Annotated in this window: 10 protein-coding genes and 1 pseudogene; 6 read left to right on the top strand and 5 right to left on the bottom strand. The window is 70.7% G+C overall.

The window, feature by feature from the left end; translation table 11 throughout:
• From Q9G87_RS09340 to Q9G87_RS09330, 3 genes are all read left to right on the top strand, one after another.
• Positions 1–2622 carry an alpha-L-rhamnosidase gene (locus Q9G87_RS09340; protein WP_305915840.1) on the top strand — a complete coding sequence of 874 codons (2622 nt, stop codon included), beginning with the start codon at positions 1–3 and terminating at the stop codon, positions 2620–2622.
• A gap of 81 nt (positions 2623–2703) precedes the next feature.
• Positions 2704–3693: an endonuclease/exonuclease/phosphatase family protein gene (locus tag Q9G87_RS09335; RefSeq protein ID WP_305915839.1), complete on the top strand. Its 990-nt coding sequence runs from the start codon at positions 2704–2706 to the stop codon at positions 3691–3693.
• 103 nt (positions 3694–3796) lie between these two features.
• Entirely contained in the window at positions 3797–5161 is a 1365-nt protein-coding gene (locus tag Q9G87_RS09330; RefSeq protein ID WP_305915838.1) for a glycoside hydrolase family protein, read from the top strand.
• Between the two features lie 48 nt (positions 5162–5209).
• Here Q9G87_RS09330 and Q9G87_RS09325 read toward each other — a convergent pair whose 3' ends face one another.
• From Q9G87_RS09325 to Q9G87_RS09315, 3 genes are all read right to left on the bottom strand, one after another.
• Positions 5210–8515 (bottom strand): PQQ-dependent sugar dehydrogenase, encoded by a 3306-nt coding sequence (locus Q9G87_RS09325; RefSeq protein WP_305915837.1) that lies wholly within the window; start codon positions 8513–8515, stop codon positions 5210–5212.
• 94 nt (positions 8516–8609) lie between these two features.
• Positions 8610–9716, bottom strand: coding sequence for a sugar phosphate isomerase/epimerase family protein (locus tag Q9G87_RS09320; protein WP_305915836.1), 1107 nt, complete (start codon positions 9714–9716; stop codon positions 8610–8612).
• Between the two features lie 141 nt (positions 9717–9857).
• Positions 9858–11033 carry an ROK family transcriptional regulator gene (locus tag Q9G87_RS09315; protein ID WP_305915835.1) on the bottom strand — a complete coding sequence of 392 codons (1176 nt, stop codon included), beginning with the start codon at positions 11031–11033 and terminating at the stop codon, positions 9858–9860.
• A 365-nt stretch (positions 11034–11398) separates the two neighbouring features.
• Between Q9G87_RS09315 and Q9G87_RS09310 the strand changes: the two genes are divergently transcribed.
• Positions 11399–13117 (top strand): ATP-binding cassette domain-containing protein, encoded by a 1719-nt coding sequence (locus Q9G87_RS09310; RefSeq protein ID WP_305915834.1) that lies wholly within the window; start codon positions 11399–11401, stop codon positions 13115–13117.
• A gap of 190 nt (positions 13118–13307) precedes the next feature.
• Here the strand turns inward: Q9G87_RS09310 and Q9G87_RS09305 are convergent, their stop codons facing one another.
• Complete coding sequence (locus Q9G87_RS09305; RefSeq protein ID WP_305915833.1) at positions 13308–13805, bottom strand: hypothetical protein; 498 nt, start codon at positions 13803–13805, stop codon at positions 13308–13310.
• On the opposite strand from Q9G87_RS09305, the pseudogene Q9G87_RS60620 reads away from it, so the two are divergent.
• Both Q9G87_RS60620 and Q9G87_RS09295 read left to right on the top strand, forming a co-directional pair.
• Positions 13696–14307 (top strand): annotated as a pseudogene (locus Q9G87_RS60620) (ATP-binding cassette domain-containing protein); the annotation flags it as partial. The gene Q9G87_RS09305 and the pseudogene Q9G87_RS60620 overlap by 110 nt on opposite strands.
• A 112-nt stretch (positions 14308–14419) precedes the next feature.
• The gene (locus Q9G87_RS09295; RefSeq protein ID WP_305915831.1) at positions 14420–14863 is read left to right on the top strand and encodes an ATP-binding cassette domain-containing protein; all 444 of its coding nucleotides are present in this window, start codon (positions 14420–14422) and stop codon (positions 14861–14863) included.
• Between the two features lie 123 nt (positions 14864–14986).
• Here the strand turns inward: Q9G87_RS09295 and Q9G87_RS09290 are convergent, their stop codons facing one another.
• Entirely contained in the window at positions 14987–16552 is a 1566-nt protein-coding gene (locus Q9G87_RS09290) for an ATP-binding protein (protein ID WP_305915830.1), read from the bottom strand.
• Positions 16553–16616: the final 64 nt, after the last annotated feature.

Genomic DNA, 16616 nt, shown 5'->3' with positions numbered 1-16616 from the left:
ATGACTTCTTCGTTGCACGTCCACGCTCCAACCTTCGAACATCACCGCCACCCGCTCGGCATCGGCGAACCCGCCCCTCGCCTTTCCTGGGGCGTCACCACCGGCCTCCCCGGCTGGCGGCAGCAGGCGTACGAGGTCGAGCTGAGCGACGGCACGGCGACCGGCCGCGTGGAGTCCGGCGAGTCGGTGCTGGTGCCCTGGCCGGGCGCGGAGCTCGGCTCACGCGAGCGGCGCGGCGCGCGGGTGCGCGTGTACGGCGCCGACGGCTCGGCCAGCGACTGGAGCCCGTGGTCGTACGTGGAGGCGGGGCTGCTCGACCCCGGCGAATGGCGTGCGCAGGCGGCGGCACCACCCCTCGACCTGCTGGGCGTGCCGGACGGGCCCGCCCTGCTGCTCCGCCGTGACTTCACCCTGCGCGGCCCTGTCGAGCGGGCCCGCCTGTACGTCACCGCACACGGCACGTACGAGGTCGAGCTCAACGGCCGCGTCGTCGGCGACGACGTGCTCGCCCCCGGCTGGAGCAGCTACGGACACCGCCTGCGCTACCACACCCACGACGTCACGGACCTGCTGCGCGAGGGCGGCAACGCCATCGGCGCCACCGTGGCCGACGGCTGGTACCGGGGCCGTGTCGGCTTCGGGAGCGGCAAGACCGATGTGTACGGCGACCGCACGGCCCTGATCGCCCAGCTGGAGATCACCTACGCCGACGGCAGCCACGACACCGTCGTGACGGACGGCGCCTGGCGCTGCGCCACCGGCCCCGTCACGGCCGCGAGCCTGTACGACGGCGAGAAGCACGACGCCCGCCTCCTGCCCCGGGGCTGGTCGGAGCCCGGCTTCGACGACTCCTCCTGGCCGCCCGCCGACGTACTGCACCACGACCCGGCCCGGCTCGTGGCCCCGACCGGCCCACCCGTGCGCCGCGTGGAGACGCTCAGCCCGGTCGAGGTGCTGACCGGCCCGTCCGGGGAAACGATCCTCGACTTCGGCCAGAACGTCTCCGGCCGCCTGCGCATCCGCGTCCAGGGCCCGGCCGGCCACACCGTCACCCTGCGGCACGCCGAGGTCCTGGAGGGCGGCGCGCTGGCGGTGCGGCCGCTGCGCAACGCGGCGGCCCTCGACCAGTACACGCTGCGCGGCGACGCCGAGCCCGAGGAGTGGGAGCCGCGCTTCACCATGCACGGCTTCCGCTATGCGCACGTGGACGACTGGCCGGGCGAGCTGGACCCGGCCGACGTCCAGGCCGTCGTCTGCCACACCGACATGCGGCCCATCGGCACGTTCGACTGCTCCGACCCCCTGCTTAACCGTCTGCACGAGAACGTCACGTGGAGCATGCGCGGCAACTTCGTCGACCTGCCCACCGACTGCCCGCAGCGGGACGAGCGGCTCGGCTGGACCGGCGACATCCAGGTCTTCGCCCCCGCCGCCGCCTTCCTGTACGACTGCACAGGGCCGCTGTCGTCCTGGCTCGCCGACCTGGCCGCCGAACAGGCCGAGCTCGGCACGGTCCCGCCGTACGTGCCGTGGGTGTCGCTGTTGTTCCCGCCTGCTCCGGCCGCGGCCTGGGGCGATGCCGCGGTGATCGTCCCGTGGGTGCTCTACCAGCGCTCCGGCGACCTCGCCCTGCTGCGCGCGCAGTACACGAGCATGACGGCTTGGGTGGACGAGGTGGCCGGGTTGACCGGCGATGCCCACCTGTGGGACCGGGGCTTCCAGTTCGGCGACTGGCTCGACCCCGCCGCTCCCCCGGACAATCCGGGCAAGGCGCGGACCGACCACGCGCTCGTCGCCACCGCGTACCACGCCTGGACCGCCCGCATCGTGGCCGACACCGCGGCGCTGCTCGGCCGCTCCTCCGACGCCGAGCACTACACCACGCTGGCGAGGGAGGTGCGCGCGGCCTTCCACCGCGAGTTCGTCACCCCGTCGGGGCGGCTGGCCTGCGACACCCAGACGGCCTACGCCCTCGCCCTGTGCCTGGATCTGCTGGACGGGCCCGAGCAGCGGGAGCGGGCCGGACGCCGGCTGGTCCAGCTCGTCGCCCAGGACGACCATCGCATCGGCACGGGTTTCGTCGGCACGCCGCTCATCTGTGACGCGTTGTGCTCCGTGGGCGCCTACGACACCGCGTACGCCCTGCTCACCCAGCGCAACTGCCCCTCCTGGCTGTATCCGGTGACCATGGGCGCCACCACCATCTGGGAGCGCTGGGACAGCATGTTGCCCGACGGCACGGTCAACCCGGGCGAGATGACCTCTTTCAACCACTACGCCCTCGGCGCGGTGGCTGACTTCCTTCACCGCACGGTCGCGGGCCTGGCGCCGGCCGCGCCCGGCTACCGTGAGCTGCTGGTACGGCCGCGCCCCGGAGGCGGCCTGACCCGCGCGAGCGCCGCACTGGAGACACCCTTCGGCCGAGCGGAGGCAGGCTGGGAACGCGCCGGCGGCCGGCTGGAGCTGCGCGTGGTCGTCCCGCCGAACGCCACGGCCACGATTTACCTGCCCGCGGAGCCTTCCCGCCCGATCGCCGTCGGGTCCGGGGAGCACGTCTACACGTGCGCGTTCCGTGACCCGGCCGATGACCCCACACCGCCGCCGGCACCCCGATTCGGCTAAGGGGACCGCGCCGACCGAGCCGGATCGGCCTGCCGGAGCGCCATCATAGAAATTTAATGATGACCGCTTAGGTTCGTGGGCGTGCTTGTACAGGAGGCCGCCGCGAACGAGGCGGTGCCGGGCCGGCCCCGGCGCAAGTGGGCCGCGCGCCTGACCACAGGGGTCGCGGTGTTGTTCGCCGTGGGGACGGCCGTGCGGCTGGGCGGGCTGGAGTCGGGGGTCCTGCTCGTCCCGCTGGTCTCCTTCACGCCGTACTTCGCGCTCGCGGCGCTGGTCGTGCTGGCGGTGGCGCTCGCCACCCGCAGCCGTGCCGCGATCGCGGTCATGCTGGCGGTGTGCGCCTGTCTCGCCTCGTGCGTCGTCCCGCGGGCGATCGCGACGTCCGGCTCGGCCGAGGGCCGGCCGCTGCGGGTGCTGACCGCCAACCTCAACGGCGGGCGCGGGGACGCCCAGGTGATCGTCGACCTGGTGCGCAGGTTGAACGTGGACGTGCTCAGCCTGCAGGAGCTGACGTGGTCGGCCCGCGACCGGCTGGCCGCGGCGGGGCTCGACGCTCTGCTGCCGTATCAGGTGGCCAAGCCGGAAACCTGGGGCCCGGTGGGCAGCGGTGTGTACGCGCGCTACCCGCTGCGGGAACGTTCCGGGGTGTTCCAGCCGGTGGGGCACCACATGCCGGTGGCGGAGGTGGCGCTGCCCGGCGGGTCGGCCGTGGAGGTCGTGGTCGTGCACCCGGTGGCGCCGGTGCCGAGGACGGTGCCGGAGTGGGAGGCGGGCGTGGGCACGCTGCCGCCCGCGCCGTCGTCGGGCCCGCCGCGGATCCTGGCGGGCGACTTCAACGCCACGCTCGACCACGCCGTGTTCCGGCGGCTGCTCGCCACCGGTTACACGGACGCGGCGGCGGCCACCGGCCAGGGATTGGTGCCGACCTGGCCGATGCGCAGGCTCCCGCCGCTGGTGGCCATCGACCACGTGCTCACCGACGGCCGGGCCGGCGCGACCGCCGTGGAGATCCACGACGTGCCGGGCTCCGACCATCGGGCGCTCTTCGCCGACCTGCGGGTGCGGTCCTGAGCCGCGGCCGACGGTAACGCTTCACTGAGAATCATGTCCGCGATCACCGCTCGGGCGGCCGCCCGTGCGATGCTCTCAGCCAGACGAATCATGAGGAGCACAGGTGTCTTCGGATAGCGGGAAGTCGATGTGGGGACGGCCGATCCGGATGATCGCCGTCGCCGCGGTCGCGGTGGTCTTAGCAAGCTGTGGATCCGCCGCCTCCCCCGGCGCGGATCCCGCGACCTCGGCGGCGCAGGAGTCGCCGGCGCAGTCGCCTTCCGAGGTCCAGAAGCCGCCGGCCGTGGAGCCCGGCTGGCCGCGCTGGGGGTTCACGCACACGGGGACCAGCGCCAACAACATCACCCCGCAGTTCGAGCAGACCGTGGCCCAGTCGCTGGCCCGCACGCCGATGCTGCAGAACCAGCACATCATGGGCTTCGGGGCGCTCAACCCCCAGCCCACGCGGCAGCAGTACTTCTGGGAGGATCTCGACAGCCGCACGAGCTTCATGAAGCAGTCCGGCGGCACGCCGATCATCACCCTCTGCTGCGCCCCCGACTGGATGAAGGGCGGCCCCGAGGGACCGACCTCGCAGGAGGGCTGGGCGGAGCACCTGGAGGACGCCCCCTACCCGCAGCACTTCGACGACTTCGCCAAGCTGGCGGCAACCGTGGCCGAGCGGTACAAGGACGTCGACTACTTCCTGGTCTGGAACGAGTTCAAGGGCTTCTGGAAGGACCACGCCAAGCCCGCGGACTACAAGGGCTACACGGAGCTGTACAACAAGGTCTACGACGCGGTGAAGGCGGTCCGTCCCGACGCCAAGATCGGCGGCCCGTACCTCGGGTTCGACAGCAACGGGAGCGGCGACTCCGAGCTGCGCGGCGACTGGGGCGTGGTCAACCAGAACGTCCTGGACGCCTTCAACTACTGGTACGAGAACAAGAAGGGCGCCGACTTCATCGTCGTCGACGGCGCCTCGCCGACCGATGCCCACGAGCTGCTGCCTGACGAGTTCGGCGCGCTGAGCAAGTTCAGCGCGGTCACCGAGTGGCTGCGGAAGAAGACCGACGACATGCCGATCTGGTGGTCGGAGTGGTATTTCGTGCCCGAGGACGGCACCACGTGGCCCGAGGACAAGCGACTCGCCGTCCAGGCCGCCTCCATGATCGAGTTCGCCAAGAGCGGCGCCGCCACCGCCCTGTACTGGAACCCGCAGGCCAAGGAGGGCGCCTGCCGGGGCTGCCTGTGGAACCCGAAGTCCGGCGCCCCGCTCCCGACCATGGAGCTGGTGAGCAATTTCGCCAAGTGGTTCCCGGCGGGGGCCGAGCTCGAGGACCTCGCCTCCTCGGAGCCGAAGGTCCGGGTGCTGGCCCAGCCCGACCAACTGCTGCTGGTCAACACCACGGACGGTCAGGTCACCACGACGGTGGATGGCAAGGAGCAGACGCTGAAGCCGTACGAGATCAAGTGGAGCGATCGCTAGGTCTCACGGCGGGGAGAGGGCCCTGGACGGGCCCTCCCCCACGCGTCGCTATACCTCCTTCAACCGGGCGATCAGCGCCTGGGCGTCCCGGACGAGGGCGGCGCGTACGGTGGCGTTCCGGACGTTGTCCCGCTTCTCGGCGATTTTGATGAACTGCTGCAGCGCGTCGATCGCCGGCGCCGGTCTGCCTCGCTTGTCGTGCCATTCGGCCAGGTCGAGCTGCTTCAGCAGCTCGGCGGCGGCCTTGTGGGTCACCGAGCCGTTCTTGGCGAAACGGGCCACGAGCGTCCGCAGGTCGGCGTACGACGTCGTGGTCGAGAACGTCACCGTCTGCGTCCTGCTCCGGCCCGCCTTGTCCGTGGCGGTCCCGGTGAGCTGGTGCTCGCCGAGCGGCAGCGTCCACAGTTCGGTCGCCGTGCCGGACGGGACCTCGGTGCCGTCGAGCTTGGCGGTGACGGCGTCCACACCCGAGACCGCGTCCGTGGCCGTGAGGACCGGGGTGATCGAGGCCGAGTCGCCGTACGGCTTGGCCTCGACCCCGCTCATCGTCAGCACCGGGTCCGACTTGTCGATCTTGACGGTGACGCTGCCGACCTGGGACACGTTGCCGCCGTTGTCGGTGGCCCGGTAGCGGACCTCCTTGGCGCCCTCGGCGCTGAGCGTCACGGGGTTGTTGGCGTTGGCCCAGGTGGCGCCGCCGTCAAGGGAGTACTGGCGGCTCGCGACGGTGCCGTCGTCGGTGGCGGTGACGGTGAGCGTCACGTTGCCGGTGTACCAGCCGTTCTGGCCGTTCGGCTGGGCCGGGTTGAGCGCGGCCGTGACGGTGGGCGGGCTGGTGTCGGCCACGCCGTCGCCGAGGAACGTGAAGACGTCCACGGCCACGCCGCCGGTCGAGGTGACGTACAGCCGCCCGCTTCCTGACGGAGCCGCCCCGAACGAGGTCGTCACCGTCTGCCAGCCGTCACCGGCCGGCACCTCGACGGTGGCGAACGGCTCGGCGGTGGCCGAGCCCCAGCGGAGCGAGAGCGTCCCGGCGCCGGTGGCCCTGGTCCGCACCCCGCTGATCCCGGTGAAGTTGACCGGGTCGTAGGCAATCCAGTCGCCGGCGTCGAACGAGGTGACCTTCGCCCTGCCGGACGCGCCGTCGTCCGGGGTGGTCGTCACGCCGCTGCTCTGTTTGGCGTGCTCGGCCTGCGCCTGCTTCGGGTTGAGCACCAGAGCGGCCTCGCCGAGCGCGCCGGGGATGTCGCCATTGCCGTTGTCGCGGTAGGTGACGACCACGACGCCGTAGATGTTCTCCGTCTCGCCGTGTTCCGGCGCGTTCGCCGGGGTGGGCCAGGCGCCCGCGCAGCCGGTGCCGGTGGTCTCCGGGTGCGCGTGCGTGTCGTGGCCGAGCCCGAACGTCCACTGCACCCGGCCGCACACGGGTGTGTTCCCGTCCTCGGCGTCCGACACCCCGATCTTGTACGGCACCGCGTCGCCCCAGTCGAAGAACGCCCCGTCCGGCGGCGTCTGAACGGTCACCTTGGGCGCGGTGTTGCCCACGGTGACCTCGGTCGAGGTGAGCCCTGCCCGGCCGCCGGAGTCGGTGACCCGCAGCCGCGCCACGTACTGCCCCAGTTCGGTGTACGTGTGCGTGGCCGTCGCCCCGGTGGCGTCGAACGTCCCGTCGCCGTCGAAGTCCCACTCGTACGTCAGCGCCCCCGGCTCGGCGTCGGTCGAGCCGCTCGCGTCGAACGCGACCGTGAGCGGCGCCCCGCTGCTCGACGTCGGCTCGGCCGCCATCCGCGCCTGGGGTGTCTTGTTGTCGGGCGTGTAGTCGATGCGGTAGAGCCCGGCGTCCGGGTTGGCGCGGAAGAACCCGTCGCCGTAGTCCAGGACGTACAGGGAGCCGTCGGGGCCGAACTCGATGTCCATCGGGCTGTCGGTGATCGGCTGCACCGCCGTCCGCAGCGCGCTGTTAGGCAGGAAGTGCTCCAGCGCGGTCACGGGCCCGTCCGGGTAGGTGACGGTGAAGGCCGCCAGGTAGTCCTGCGAGAACTCGGCGAAGAACGCCTTGCCGTCCCAGTACTGCGGGAACTTCCCGGCCGCCGGGTTCGCCGGGTCGTAGTGATAGATCGGGCCGCCCATCGGCCCCTGGCCGCCCTGCGGCTCGAAGTCGGTCAGCCCGGCCCATGCGGCGGGCTGGTGGGTGTTGTTGTCGCCGTAGTACAGGTCGGCCGGCACGGCGGCCGGGATCTGGGTGAGGCCGGTGTTCCAGCGCGAGGTGTTCTGCGGCCCTGCCGCGCAGTCGAACCATGGCCCCGGCTGCGCGGTCGCGAAGTCCCAGTCGTTGTAGTTGAACTGGTTGCCCGTGCAGTACGGCCAGCCGCTGTTCATGGGCTTGGTGAGCGGTGTGATGTTCCACTCCACGTAGCCCAGGGGGCCCCGGTTGGGGTCCCCGGCGCCGGCGTCGGGCCCGTAGTCGGCCCACGACAGGGTGCCGGTCGCCGGGTCGACGTCGATGCGGAAGGGGTTCCGTACCCCCATGACGAAGATCTCCGGCCGGGTCTTGTCCGTCCCCGGTGGGAACAGGTTGCCCTCGGGGATCGTGTACGTGCCGTCGCCAGCCACCTTGAACCGCAGGATCTTGCCGCGCAGGTCGTTGGTGTTGCCCGCGCCGCGCCGCGCGTCGAAGCCGGGGTTCATGCCGGGCGCGTCGTTGTTGGGCGCGTACCCGTTGGCGCCGGGCGTGCCGGCCGGCGTGTTGTCGCCGGTGGCGAGGTAGAGGTTGCCGTCGGCGTCCCAGTCGAGGTCGCCGGCGACATGACAGCACTGCCCGCGCTGCGTCTCGACCTTGATGATGACCTGCTCGGTGGACAGGTCCAGGGCGTTGCCCGTCCACTTGAAGCGGGACAGCTGGTTGTAGCCCTTCCACTGGTTCCAGTACGTGTCGTCGGCGCCGGCGGGCAGCGAGTTGGGGGCCGAGCCGGTCGGGGTCGTCTCCGGGTACGGCGCGGTCATGGTCTTGGGCGCGTAGTAGACGTACACCCACTTGTTGGCGGCGAAGTCCGGGTCGATCGCGATCGTCTGGAGCCCGTCCTCGGAGTTGCCGTAGACCGGGATGGTGTTGATGATCTTCGTGACGCCCGTGGCGGGGTCGGTCAGGCGGATGTCGCCGTTGCGGGCGGTGTGCAGGACCCGCCGGTCCGGCAGGACCGCGAGGTCGATGGGCTCGCCCACGTTCTTGGTGAGGGTGATCTTCTCGTAGCTCGACCACTCGGTGGCCGGGTCCTGTGCCCGCGCGGGCGCGGCGGGTAACGCGAGGGTCGCGGCGGCCACCAGGGCGGCCGTCATCGCTCGGGTAAAGTGCATGATGATGCTGCTCCTTGGACGGAGGAGTGTCGAGACCCGGACCGCTATGCCTGCCGCTGCAACGGCAGGGGATCACGTAGCGGTCCGGCTGTGTTCAGGCGCGCAGCTCGGCCATGTTGGCGTAGCTCAGCTCCGCGTACCGCAGGGATTGGGCCGGGTCGGCCCCGGGTGCGTTGTCCTGCTCGTACATCGGGTTGTGGAAGCCCATGTGCCGCAGCCGGGCGAAGAAGCGGCGGTAGTCGATGTCTCCGGTGCCGAACGGCACCATGTCGTACCCGTTGGGCACGGCCGGGTTGGACGTGCCGTCCTTGGCGTGGAACAGCGGGAACCGCAGCTCCCGTGCGCGCACGGTGGCCAGCGGGTCGAAGATGTTGGTCTGCGTCGAGCCGTCGGGCGCGGTGAAGGTGCGGTGTTTGTACTGGGCGACGTGCGCCCAGAAGATGTCCATCTCGAAGTGCACGAACCTGGGGTCGCTGATCCCGAAGAAATACTCCAGCTTGCGCACGCCGGAGGACCGGGTGGGCCGTCCCTGCGCGTCGAGCGGGCCGCTGTCCAGCAGGAACGCGTACGCCGCGTCGTGATTGTGGGTGTAGAGCTTGATCCCGGCCTCGCCCGCGATCCGGCCCAGCTCGTTCCACTTCTCCGCCGCGACGTCCCAGTCGCTCTTGTACGGGCTGTTCGTGGGATCGGCGCCGGTGCCCATGTGCCCCAGGCCGAGGATGTTGGCGATCTCCAGGACCTGCTTGAACCGGTCGAGGTCGGCGGTGCTCAGCGGCCACGAACCGGGGATGAACCCGTGGTTGCCCTCGGCCTCGAGCCCGTTGTCGTCGAGCCAGGCACGCAGCAACTGGGCGCCTGCGACGCTCTCCAGGTTCGCGCCGCCTTCCGAGCCGGCGTGCTGGCGGTAGCCGGCGAACTCGACCCGCTTGTAGCCGATGTCGGCGAGCGTCTCCAGCACCCGGCGGAAGCCGGACGGCAGGGGCGTGGAGGCCGGGTCGCGGGAGATCGCGTCGCGGACGGTGTAGAGGATGATGCCGCGTTTGCCCGGCGGGATCAGCGGCTGCCGGGTGGCGGCCTGCGCGGGCTGGGCCAGCGGGATGGCGGCCGCGGCGGCGACGCCGGTGGTGGCCGCGAACAACTGGCGGCGGTTGAGTCCTAAGCGGCGGCCAAGCGCCTCTTCGTGCTCATGGAGGTGGCTCACGCGGGGTTTCCCTTCCTTGAAGGACGCGTGCGCCGACCACGTCACTGCGGATCCGTGCCCAGCCCTCGCCGGCATGCCACCGCCGCGTGAGCCAGGAACGATCTCATTGGTACTACGCCCGCGTGACGCGGTCAATGGCGGTCATTTAGTGACGATTCGGTCGATCGTGTCGGGCGAGAGCACATGCTCGACCACCATGACGGCGGCGCCGATCACGCCCGCCCGGTCGCCGAGCTCGCTCACCCTGATGCCGAGATGCTGTGTGGCCAGGGGTAGCGACCGGCTGTAGATCGTCTCCCGCACGCCCGCGAGCACCTGCTCCCCCGCCTCTGCGAGGTCGCCGCCGATCACGATGATGGACGGGTTGAAGAAGTTCACGATCGACGCCATGACGGTGCCGACCTCGCGGCCCGCCTGCCTGACCAGCCGGGTGGCCCTGAGGTCGCCGGCCCGCATGAGCGCCACCACGTCCCTGCTGCCCCGCGCCTCGACTCCGGCGGCACGCAGCGCCGCCGCCATCGACGCACCGCCGGCCACCGCCTCCAGGCAGCCGGTGTTGCCGCACCGGCACGGCGCGTCCGAGGCCGGCACGCGTACGTGGCCGACGTCTCCCGCCGCACCCTGCGCGCCCCGGTGCAGCCGGCGGCCGGAGATGATGCCGCAGCCGATGCCGGTGCCCATCTTGATGAAGATCAAGTGATCGGCTTCCGGCCGCGCGGCCCAGTGCTCGCCGAGAGCCATGATGTTCACGTCGTTGTCGACCAGGACGGGAGCGCCCAGCCGCGCGCCGAGCCACTCCGGCACGGCGAAGCCGTCCCAGCCTGGCATGATCGGCGGGTTCGCCGGCCGTCCCGAGGCGTGCTCGACCGGCCCCGGCAGGCCGACGCCCACCCCGCACACCTGCACCGGCTCGCGACCCGTCGCGGCGAGCAGCTCGTGGAAGGCGTCCACGACGCAGCCGAGCGTGCGCTCGGGCCCCTGGTCGACGGGCAGCTCCACGGCCCGCTCCGCGAGCACGGTCATGCCGAGGTCGAGCACGGCCAGGCGGGCATGCGTGGCGCCGAGGTCGGCCGCCAGCACGACCCGCGCTCCCCCGTTGAAGGCGAACATCGTGGCGGGCCGGCCCCCTGAGGAGATCGAGCCCTCTCCGGCCACCACCCAGCGGTGATCCATCAGCCCGTCCAGCCGCTGCGACACCGTGGACCTGGACAGACCGGTGAGCTGGGCGAGCTCCCCGCGGGTGCGGGCCTGCCCGTCCCTGAGGATGGCCAGCAGCGCGCCCGCCCCCCGAACCTGACCCTGTGCTCCACTTGGCATGCGGCCTACCTTACTTCGGATATCAGCGGACTTCTGTTGACAAGAATTAAAAGTCAGATCTATCGTCGCGAAACATGCGGGACATATGCGGTCCTCGCCCATAAAGCCCCGGCCGATCGGTCAACGATTCCGGAGCTGCATGTGCCGCAGAGCGCGAAACCGGAGGTGATGCCCGTCCCGCAGGTGGAACCTGAGGAGCCCTCTGGAGGCTTCGGGCCCGGTCCCCGCCCGCCGTCGCGCCGAGACGCGGGAGTTCGGGAATGCCACCCGGGCCGAGCCCTCCAGCGGGGTGAACGACGCTCGAAATCCACTTGCCACAGCGGCGGGAAAGCCCTTACCTTGCACGCGGTCGGAAGGAGCGCGGGGTGGGGGCATTGGCCCAATTCGTTCGGGAGCGATTACGGCTGCTCCGGCTGCTGACCGCGTCACATGCCGTCGTCCTCGGCGCGATCAGCGTGTGCCTCGCCGCGCTGCCGACCCTTCTCGCGCTGGCCAGCGGCCGGCTGATCACGCGGATGGCCGAGGGCGAGGCGAAAGCGGCCCTGGCGGCGTTGGCCGCCCTCCTCATCGCGGAAGGGCTCGCAGTCGCGGCCCAGGAGGCGTTCCGGCAAGTGGCGGCCACGCGGGTGGACGGCGAGATACGCCGCAGGCTACGCGGCATGGCGAGCGCTCCCCACGGGATCGCCCATCTCGAAGACCCCGCCTACGCCGACGATCTGTCCCGCGCGTCGAACCTGGGCGGGTGGCAGCACCTCTCAGCAGGTTCCGCCGCGGTGGCGCAGGTCGTGCTCATGTCCAGGATGACCGGGGCGTTCCTCGCGGCCGGAGTGGTGGCCGTCCATTCGCCCGTCACGGCGTTCGCGTTGCTGGCCGCGGCGCTGACCGTCCGATCCATCGTCCGGCGCCAGCAGCTCCGCCTCCACAAGCTGGTGTACATCCAGGCGCGGCCCTGGAGGCAGACCGACTACTGGTCGGAGGTGAGTGCGGGCGGGGCGGCGGGCAAGGAGATCCGCGTCTTCGGCTTGGCGGGCTGGGCGGTGCGCCAGCGTACCGCCCAGGCCCGGCACCTGGCGTCGGTGATCTGGCAGACCCGCCGGGAGATCCTCCTGCATCAGCGGCTGGCGTTCCTATTGTCGTTCAGCGCGGTCCTGCTGGCCTTCCTCCTGCTCGGCCTCGCCGTCCAGCAGGGCGCCCTGACCCGGGGCGAGCTGGTCACCTGTCTGGTGGCCTCTTTCGTGGTGCTCGGCATGACGGCGATGGGGATGGAGGAGTACGAGATCGAGACGGGTCTCGGCGCCGTACGGGCGATGGACTCCCTCGCCGCCCGCGCACCCGCGCAGCTCGTCAGGCCGAAACCCGGGGCGGGAGTCCGGTTCGAGAACGTGTCCTTCGGCTATCCGGACTCCGGCACCGTCCTCGACGGCCTGAACCTGCGGATCGAGCCCGGTGAGGTCCTGGCCATCGTCGGCGACAACGGCGCCGGCAAGACCACGATGATCAAACTGATGGCCGGGCTGTACGAGCCTGGCGCGGGCCAGGTCGTCTCCGACCCGAGCCGGATGGCCGTGATGTTCCAGGACTTCAACCGCTATCCGCTGTCCGTGGCCGACAACGTCGCCATGGGCGCCCCCGAGCATCGCGACGACCGTGCGGGCATCGAGCGGGCTCTGCGCAGAGCGGGGCGGGACGGCGGCCGCCTGCCGCACGGGATCGAGACCGTGGTCAGCCGCGAGGTGCACGACGGCGTGGATCTGTCCGGGGGCCAGTGGCAGCGCCTGGCGCTGGCCCGCATCTTCTTCGCCGCGAGCCACGGCCGCGACCTGATCGTCCTGGACGAGCCCACCGCGCACCTGGACGTCCGCGCGGAGGCCGACTTCAACCGCGACGTCGTCTCCGGGGTGGAGGGCGCCACCATCGTGCTGATCTCGCACCGGCTGTCGACGGTACGGCACGCGAGCCGGATCGTCGTCATGCGTGGCGGCACGATTCTCGAGGAGGGCGACCACGACTCCCTGATGGCGGCGGGCGGTCACTACGCCCGCATGTTCGAGCTCCAGGCCGCCCGATTCGTGGAGAGTGGATGAAGGTCCTCCGGCGTACCCTCCGGCTCACCTGGCAGGCAAGTCCGCGGATCACCTTGCTGGTCGCCGTGCTCGTGGCAGCCCAGTCGGCGGCCGTCGCCCTTCTCGCGCTGAGTCAGCGCTGGCTGGTCGACGCGGCGGGTCTGGGCACCGTCGGCGGCCTGCTGGCGGCGGGCGTTCTGGGTGCGGCGGCCTACACCGCGTCCACCGCGGGCCGTACGATCCTGCACAGTCTCATGCTCGAGCTGGTCCTCCGCGTCGACATCCTGGTCAACGACGAGATCCTCGGCCTGGTCGCGGGCCTGCCCGGCGTGGCGCACCTGGAGCATCCCGAGCACCTGGACCGCATCTTCCTGCTCCGCCGCGGCTCCCGCTCCCTGGCGCAGCTGGCACTGGGCCTGTCGGCGGCGGTGGCCGGGGTGCTCAGCATCGCCCTGTCGGTGTGGCTGCTCGTCGCGGTCGATCCCTGGCTGGCGCTGCTCGCCCCGCTGGCCCTGGTGCCGCTGTGGATCAACTCCCGGACGCTGCGCCGTTTGCGGGAGGCGGAGAAGGAGGCCGCCAGGCACAGCCGCCTGGAGGAGATGTTGCACCGCATGTGCACCGAGGCGAGCACGGCGAAGGAGCTGCGAGTCAGCGGCGCGGCGGCGGCGATCGACGAGGAGGCCGCCCGTGCCTGGGACCGGCACGCCACCCTGATCTCCCGGGCGCGGCTAGGCGCGAGCGGCTGGAACGCCCTGGGCTGGCTTATTTTCAGCGCCGGATATCTCCTCGTCCTGGCCATCACCGCGGATCTCGCCGCCCGCGGTCTGGCCACGCTCGGTGACGCGGTCCTGGTCCTGGTCCTGGGTGCCCGGCTGCGCGGGCAGATCCAGGAGGCGGTCGAGCAGATCGGCCGCATCATCCAGACCGGGCAGGTCACCGAGCACTACGCGTGGCTCCACGACTACGCCGCCGCGCACGGCCCGACAGGCGACAGGGAACCCACGAGCGGCGGCATCACCTTCGACCACGTGAGCTTCGCCTATCCCGGCTCCAAAGACCCGGTTCTCCGTGACGTCAGCTTCCACCTGCGCCGGGGCAGCGTCGTCGCCCTGGTCGGCGTGAACGGCGCGGGCAAGACGACCCTGGTCAAGCTCCTCACCGGCATGTACCAGCCGGTGTCCGGCACGGTCAGGGTGGACGGCCAGGACCTCGCCGCGACCGATCTGGCCGCCTGGCGGCAGCGGACCTCCGCCGCGTTCCAGGACTTCGTCAAGTTCCAGCTCCCGGTCCGGCACGCGGGTCGGCATCGGCCACCTGTCCCGGATGGACGAGGTCGGGGAGGCGCTGCACGCGGCGGGAGCCGACTTCGTGGAGCGGCTCCCGAACGGCGTGGACACCCAGCTGGGGCCCCTCTTCGACGGTGTGGAGCTGTCGCAGGGGCAGTGGCAGCGCCTGGCCCTGGCCCGCGCGCTCATGCGGGACAAGCCCGAGGTGCTGATCCTCGACGAGCCCACCGCCGCCCTCGACCCGGCCAGCGAGCACGACCTCTACGAGCGCTTCACCGCGACGACCCGGACCGCCGGCGACGGGATCACTGTCCTGGTCTCCCACCGCTTCTCCACCGTGCGCATGGCCGACCACATCATCGTGGTCGCCGACGGCACCATCGCCGAACAGGGCTCCCACGAGGAGCTCATGGCGGCGAACGGCCCGTACGCCCAGCTCTTCAGCATTCAGGCGGCCGCCTACAGCAATGGGCCCAACTAGCAATGCGAGAGGCTCGGCTCCCGGCTACCATCGGCGGCGCGTTGATCAGTCCTCCCGGACACCGCCGACCGCGTTGATCTGCTCGGCGCACCCGTAGCTCCAGACAAACCGGGACTGACACCCTCACGCTCGCAGAACGGTGACCTGCCGCCCCGCCGCGGTGTGGTCCTGATCGAACCGCACGCGCTCCTCCATCGGCAACGCTTCAGGACGGCGATCGAAGATCACCAGGTAGCCGGTCTCGAGATCCAGCCGGTCCAGATAGCGGTCGAGCTGCGCGAGCCCCTCGTCCAGCGGATCCCGTTGGCCAGGCCGCCACACCTTGAGCTCCATGGCCTCCCGCTGCACCTGCCGCTCGCCGTACGGCCAGCGCAGATAGACGTCCAGCCGCCCGGTGCCCGCCGCGTATTCCCTGTCGAGGAAGCCGCCGCCGTTGACGATCCGGTGCAGGTAAGCCATGAGGACGATCTGGCAGGCGGCCTCGTGATAGGTGGTGCCACGGACCATCATCTCGCCGTGCTGCTTCCAGAAGGCGGTGAACTCACGCAACAGCTTGAGCACGTCCAGACGGCCGTCAGGGAGGACGAAAGACCGCGAATCTTCTAGGACAACATTGGCTTCCACACCGAAGCCCAGCACGCGGAGGATGACCTCGCGGTAGATGGGGTTGGCGATTTCGACGGAGGATCCCATGGCCACCAGGCCGAGATCACGCACGTAGGAGAAGTCGTCCGTGAAGATTGCGTCGAAGTCGACCGACGTGCCTGCGAGCACCGGTTCGATCACGCGCTTGACCCGCGGTTCGTACAGCTTGGCGACGAGCGAATCCAGGTGGGTGGCGCGGGCGCGAATGAGTCGTTCCTTGGCCTGCTCCATGTGCTCGACGGTGATCGATTCCTCTGGAGGGACCCGCATCTCAAAGGTGATCTCCCAACCCAGGGCGTTGACCAGCCAGGGTTGTCCGCGGGTGAAATCCCAGGCCGCGGCAAGGGCTTCCTTGGTGAACTCCTGCCCCGTCTCGGCGGTGTGCTGGCCGTACAGCTCCTCCATGTCCTCCCGAGTGAAGTCGCCCAGGCGAAGCGACTTGACCGAGATGTTGAAGGGACTGATCGCGCCGAGCCGGGCGGGGTCGCCACCTGAGGCGATCTTGTATTCGCGCACGTCCCGCAGCCCGCACAACACCACGGAGTTGGCGAACGGAACGCCTCTGGATCGATTGTTGTGGCCGGTGCGTAGTTGCCGCAGGACCGCTTTCAGGCTCTCCCCGCTCAGCGCGTCGATCTCGTCGATGAGCAACACGAGCGGGAGCTCGCACTGAGCTGCCCACGCCTGGAGAGCGGCGCCCAGCCGTCCACCCGGTGGGGCCTCAGGCCAGGGGTCGGGCACCGAGACGGTGGACCACCGGAGCTCGTTCAGCAGGATCAACTCCGCGGCCTCGTAGTCGTCGCCCGCCACGGAGGCCGCCTCGCAGGAGATCGTCACCGCCACGGCGGCGCCTTCTTGGGTGAGCTCATACTCAAGGGAATGGAGCAAGGTCGTCTTGCCCGACTGACGTGGCGCGTGGATCACGAAGAAGCGATCCAGGTCGATCAACTGGCGCGCCTCCGGCAGCCGGGGCTGCGACGGCAACACGTAGTGGACCCGGGGGTGGCACGGTCCGGTGGTGTTGAAGTACCTGGCCTTGGTCACCGTTACAGTGTGCCATCGAACGGTGACAGATTCGATGCTGTCGAGGATTTGGTGGCCGATCCGC

The organism is Nonomuraea turcica (assembly GCF_030718205.1).
Classification (GTDB): domain Bacteria; phylum Actinomycetota; class Actinomycetes; order Streptosporangiales; family Streptosporangiaceae; genus Nonomuraea.
This window is presented reverse-complemented; position numbering and strand designations above follow the sequence as displayed.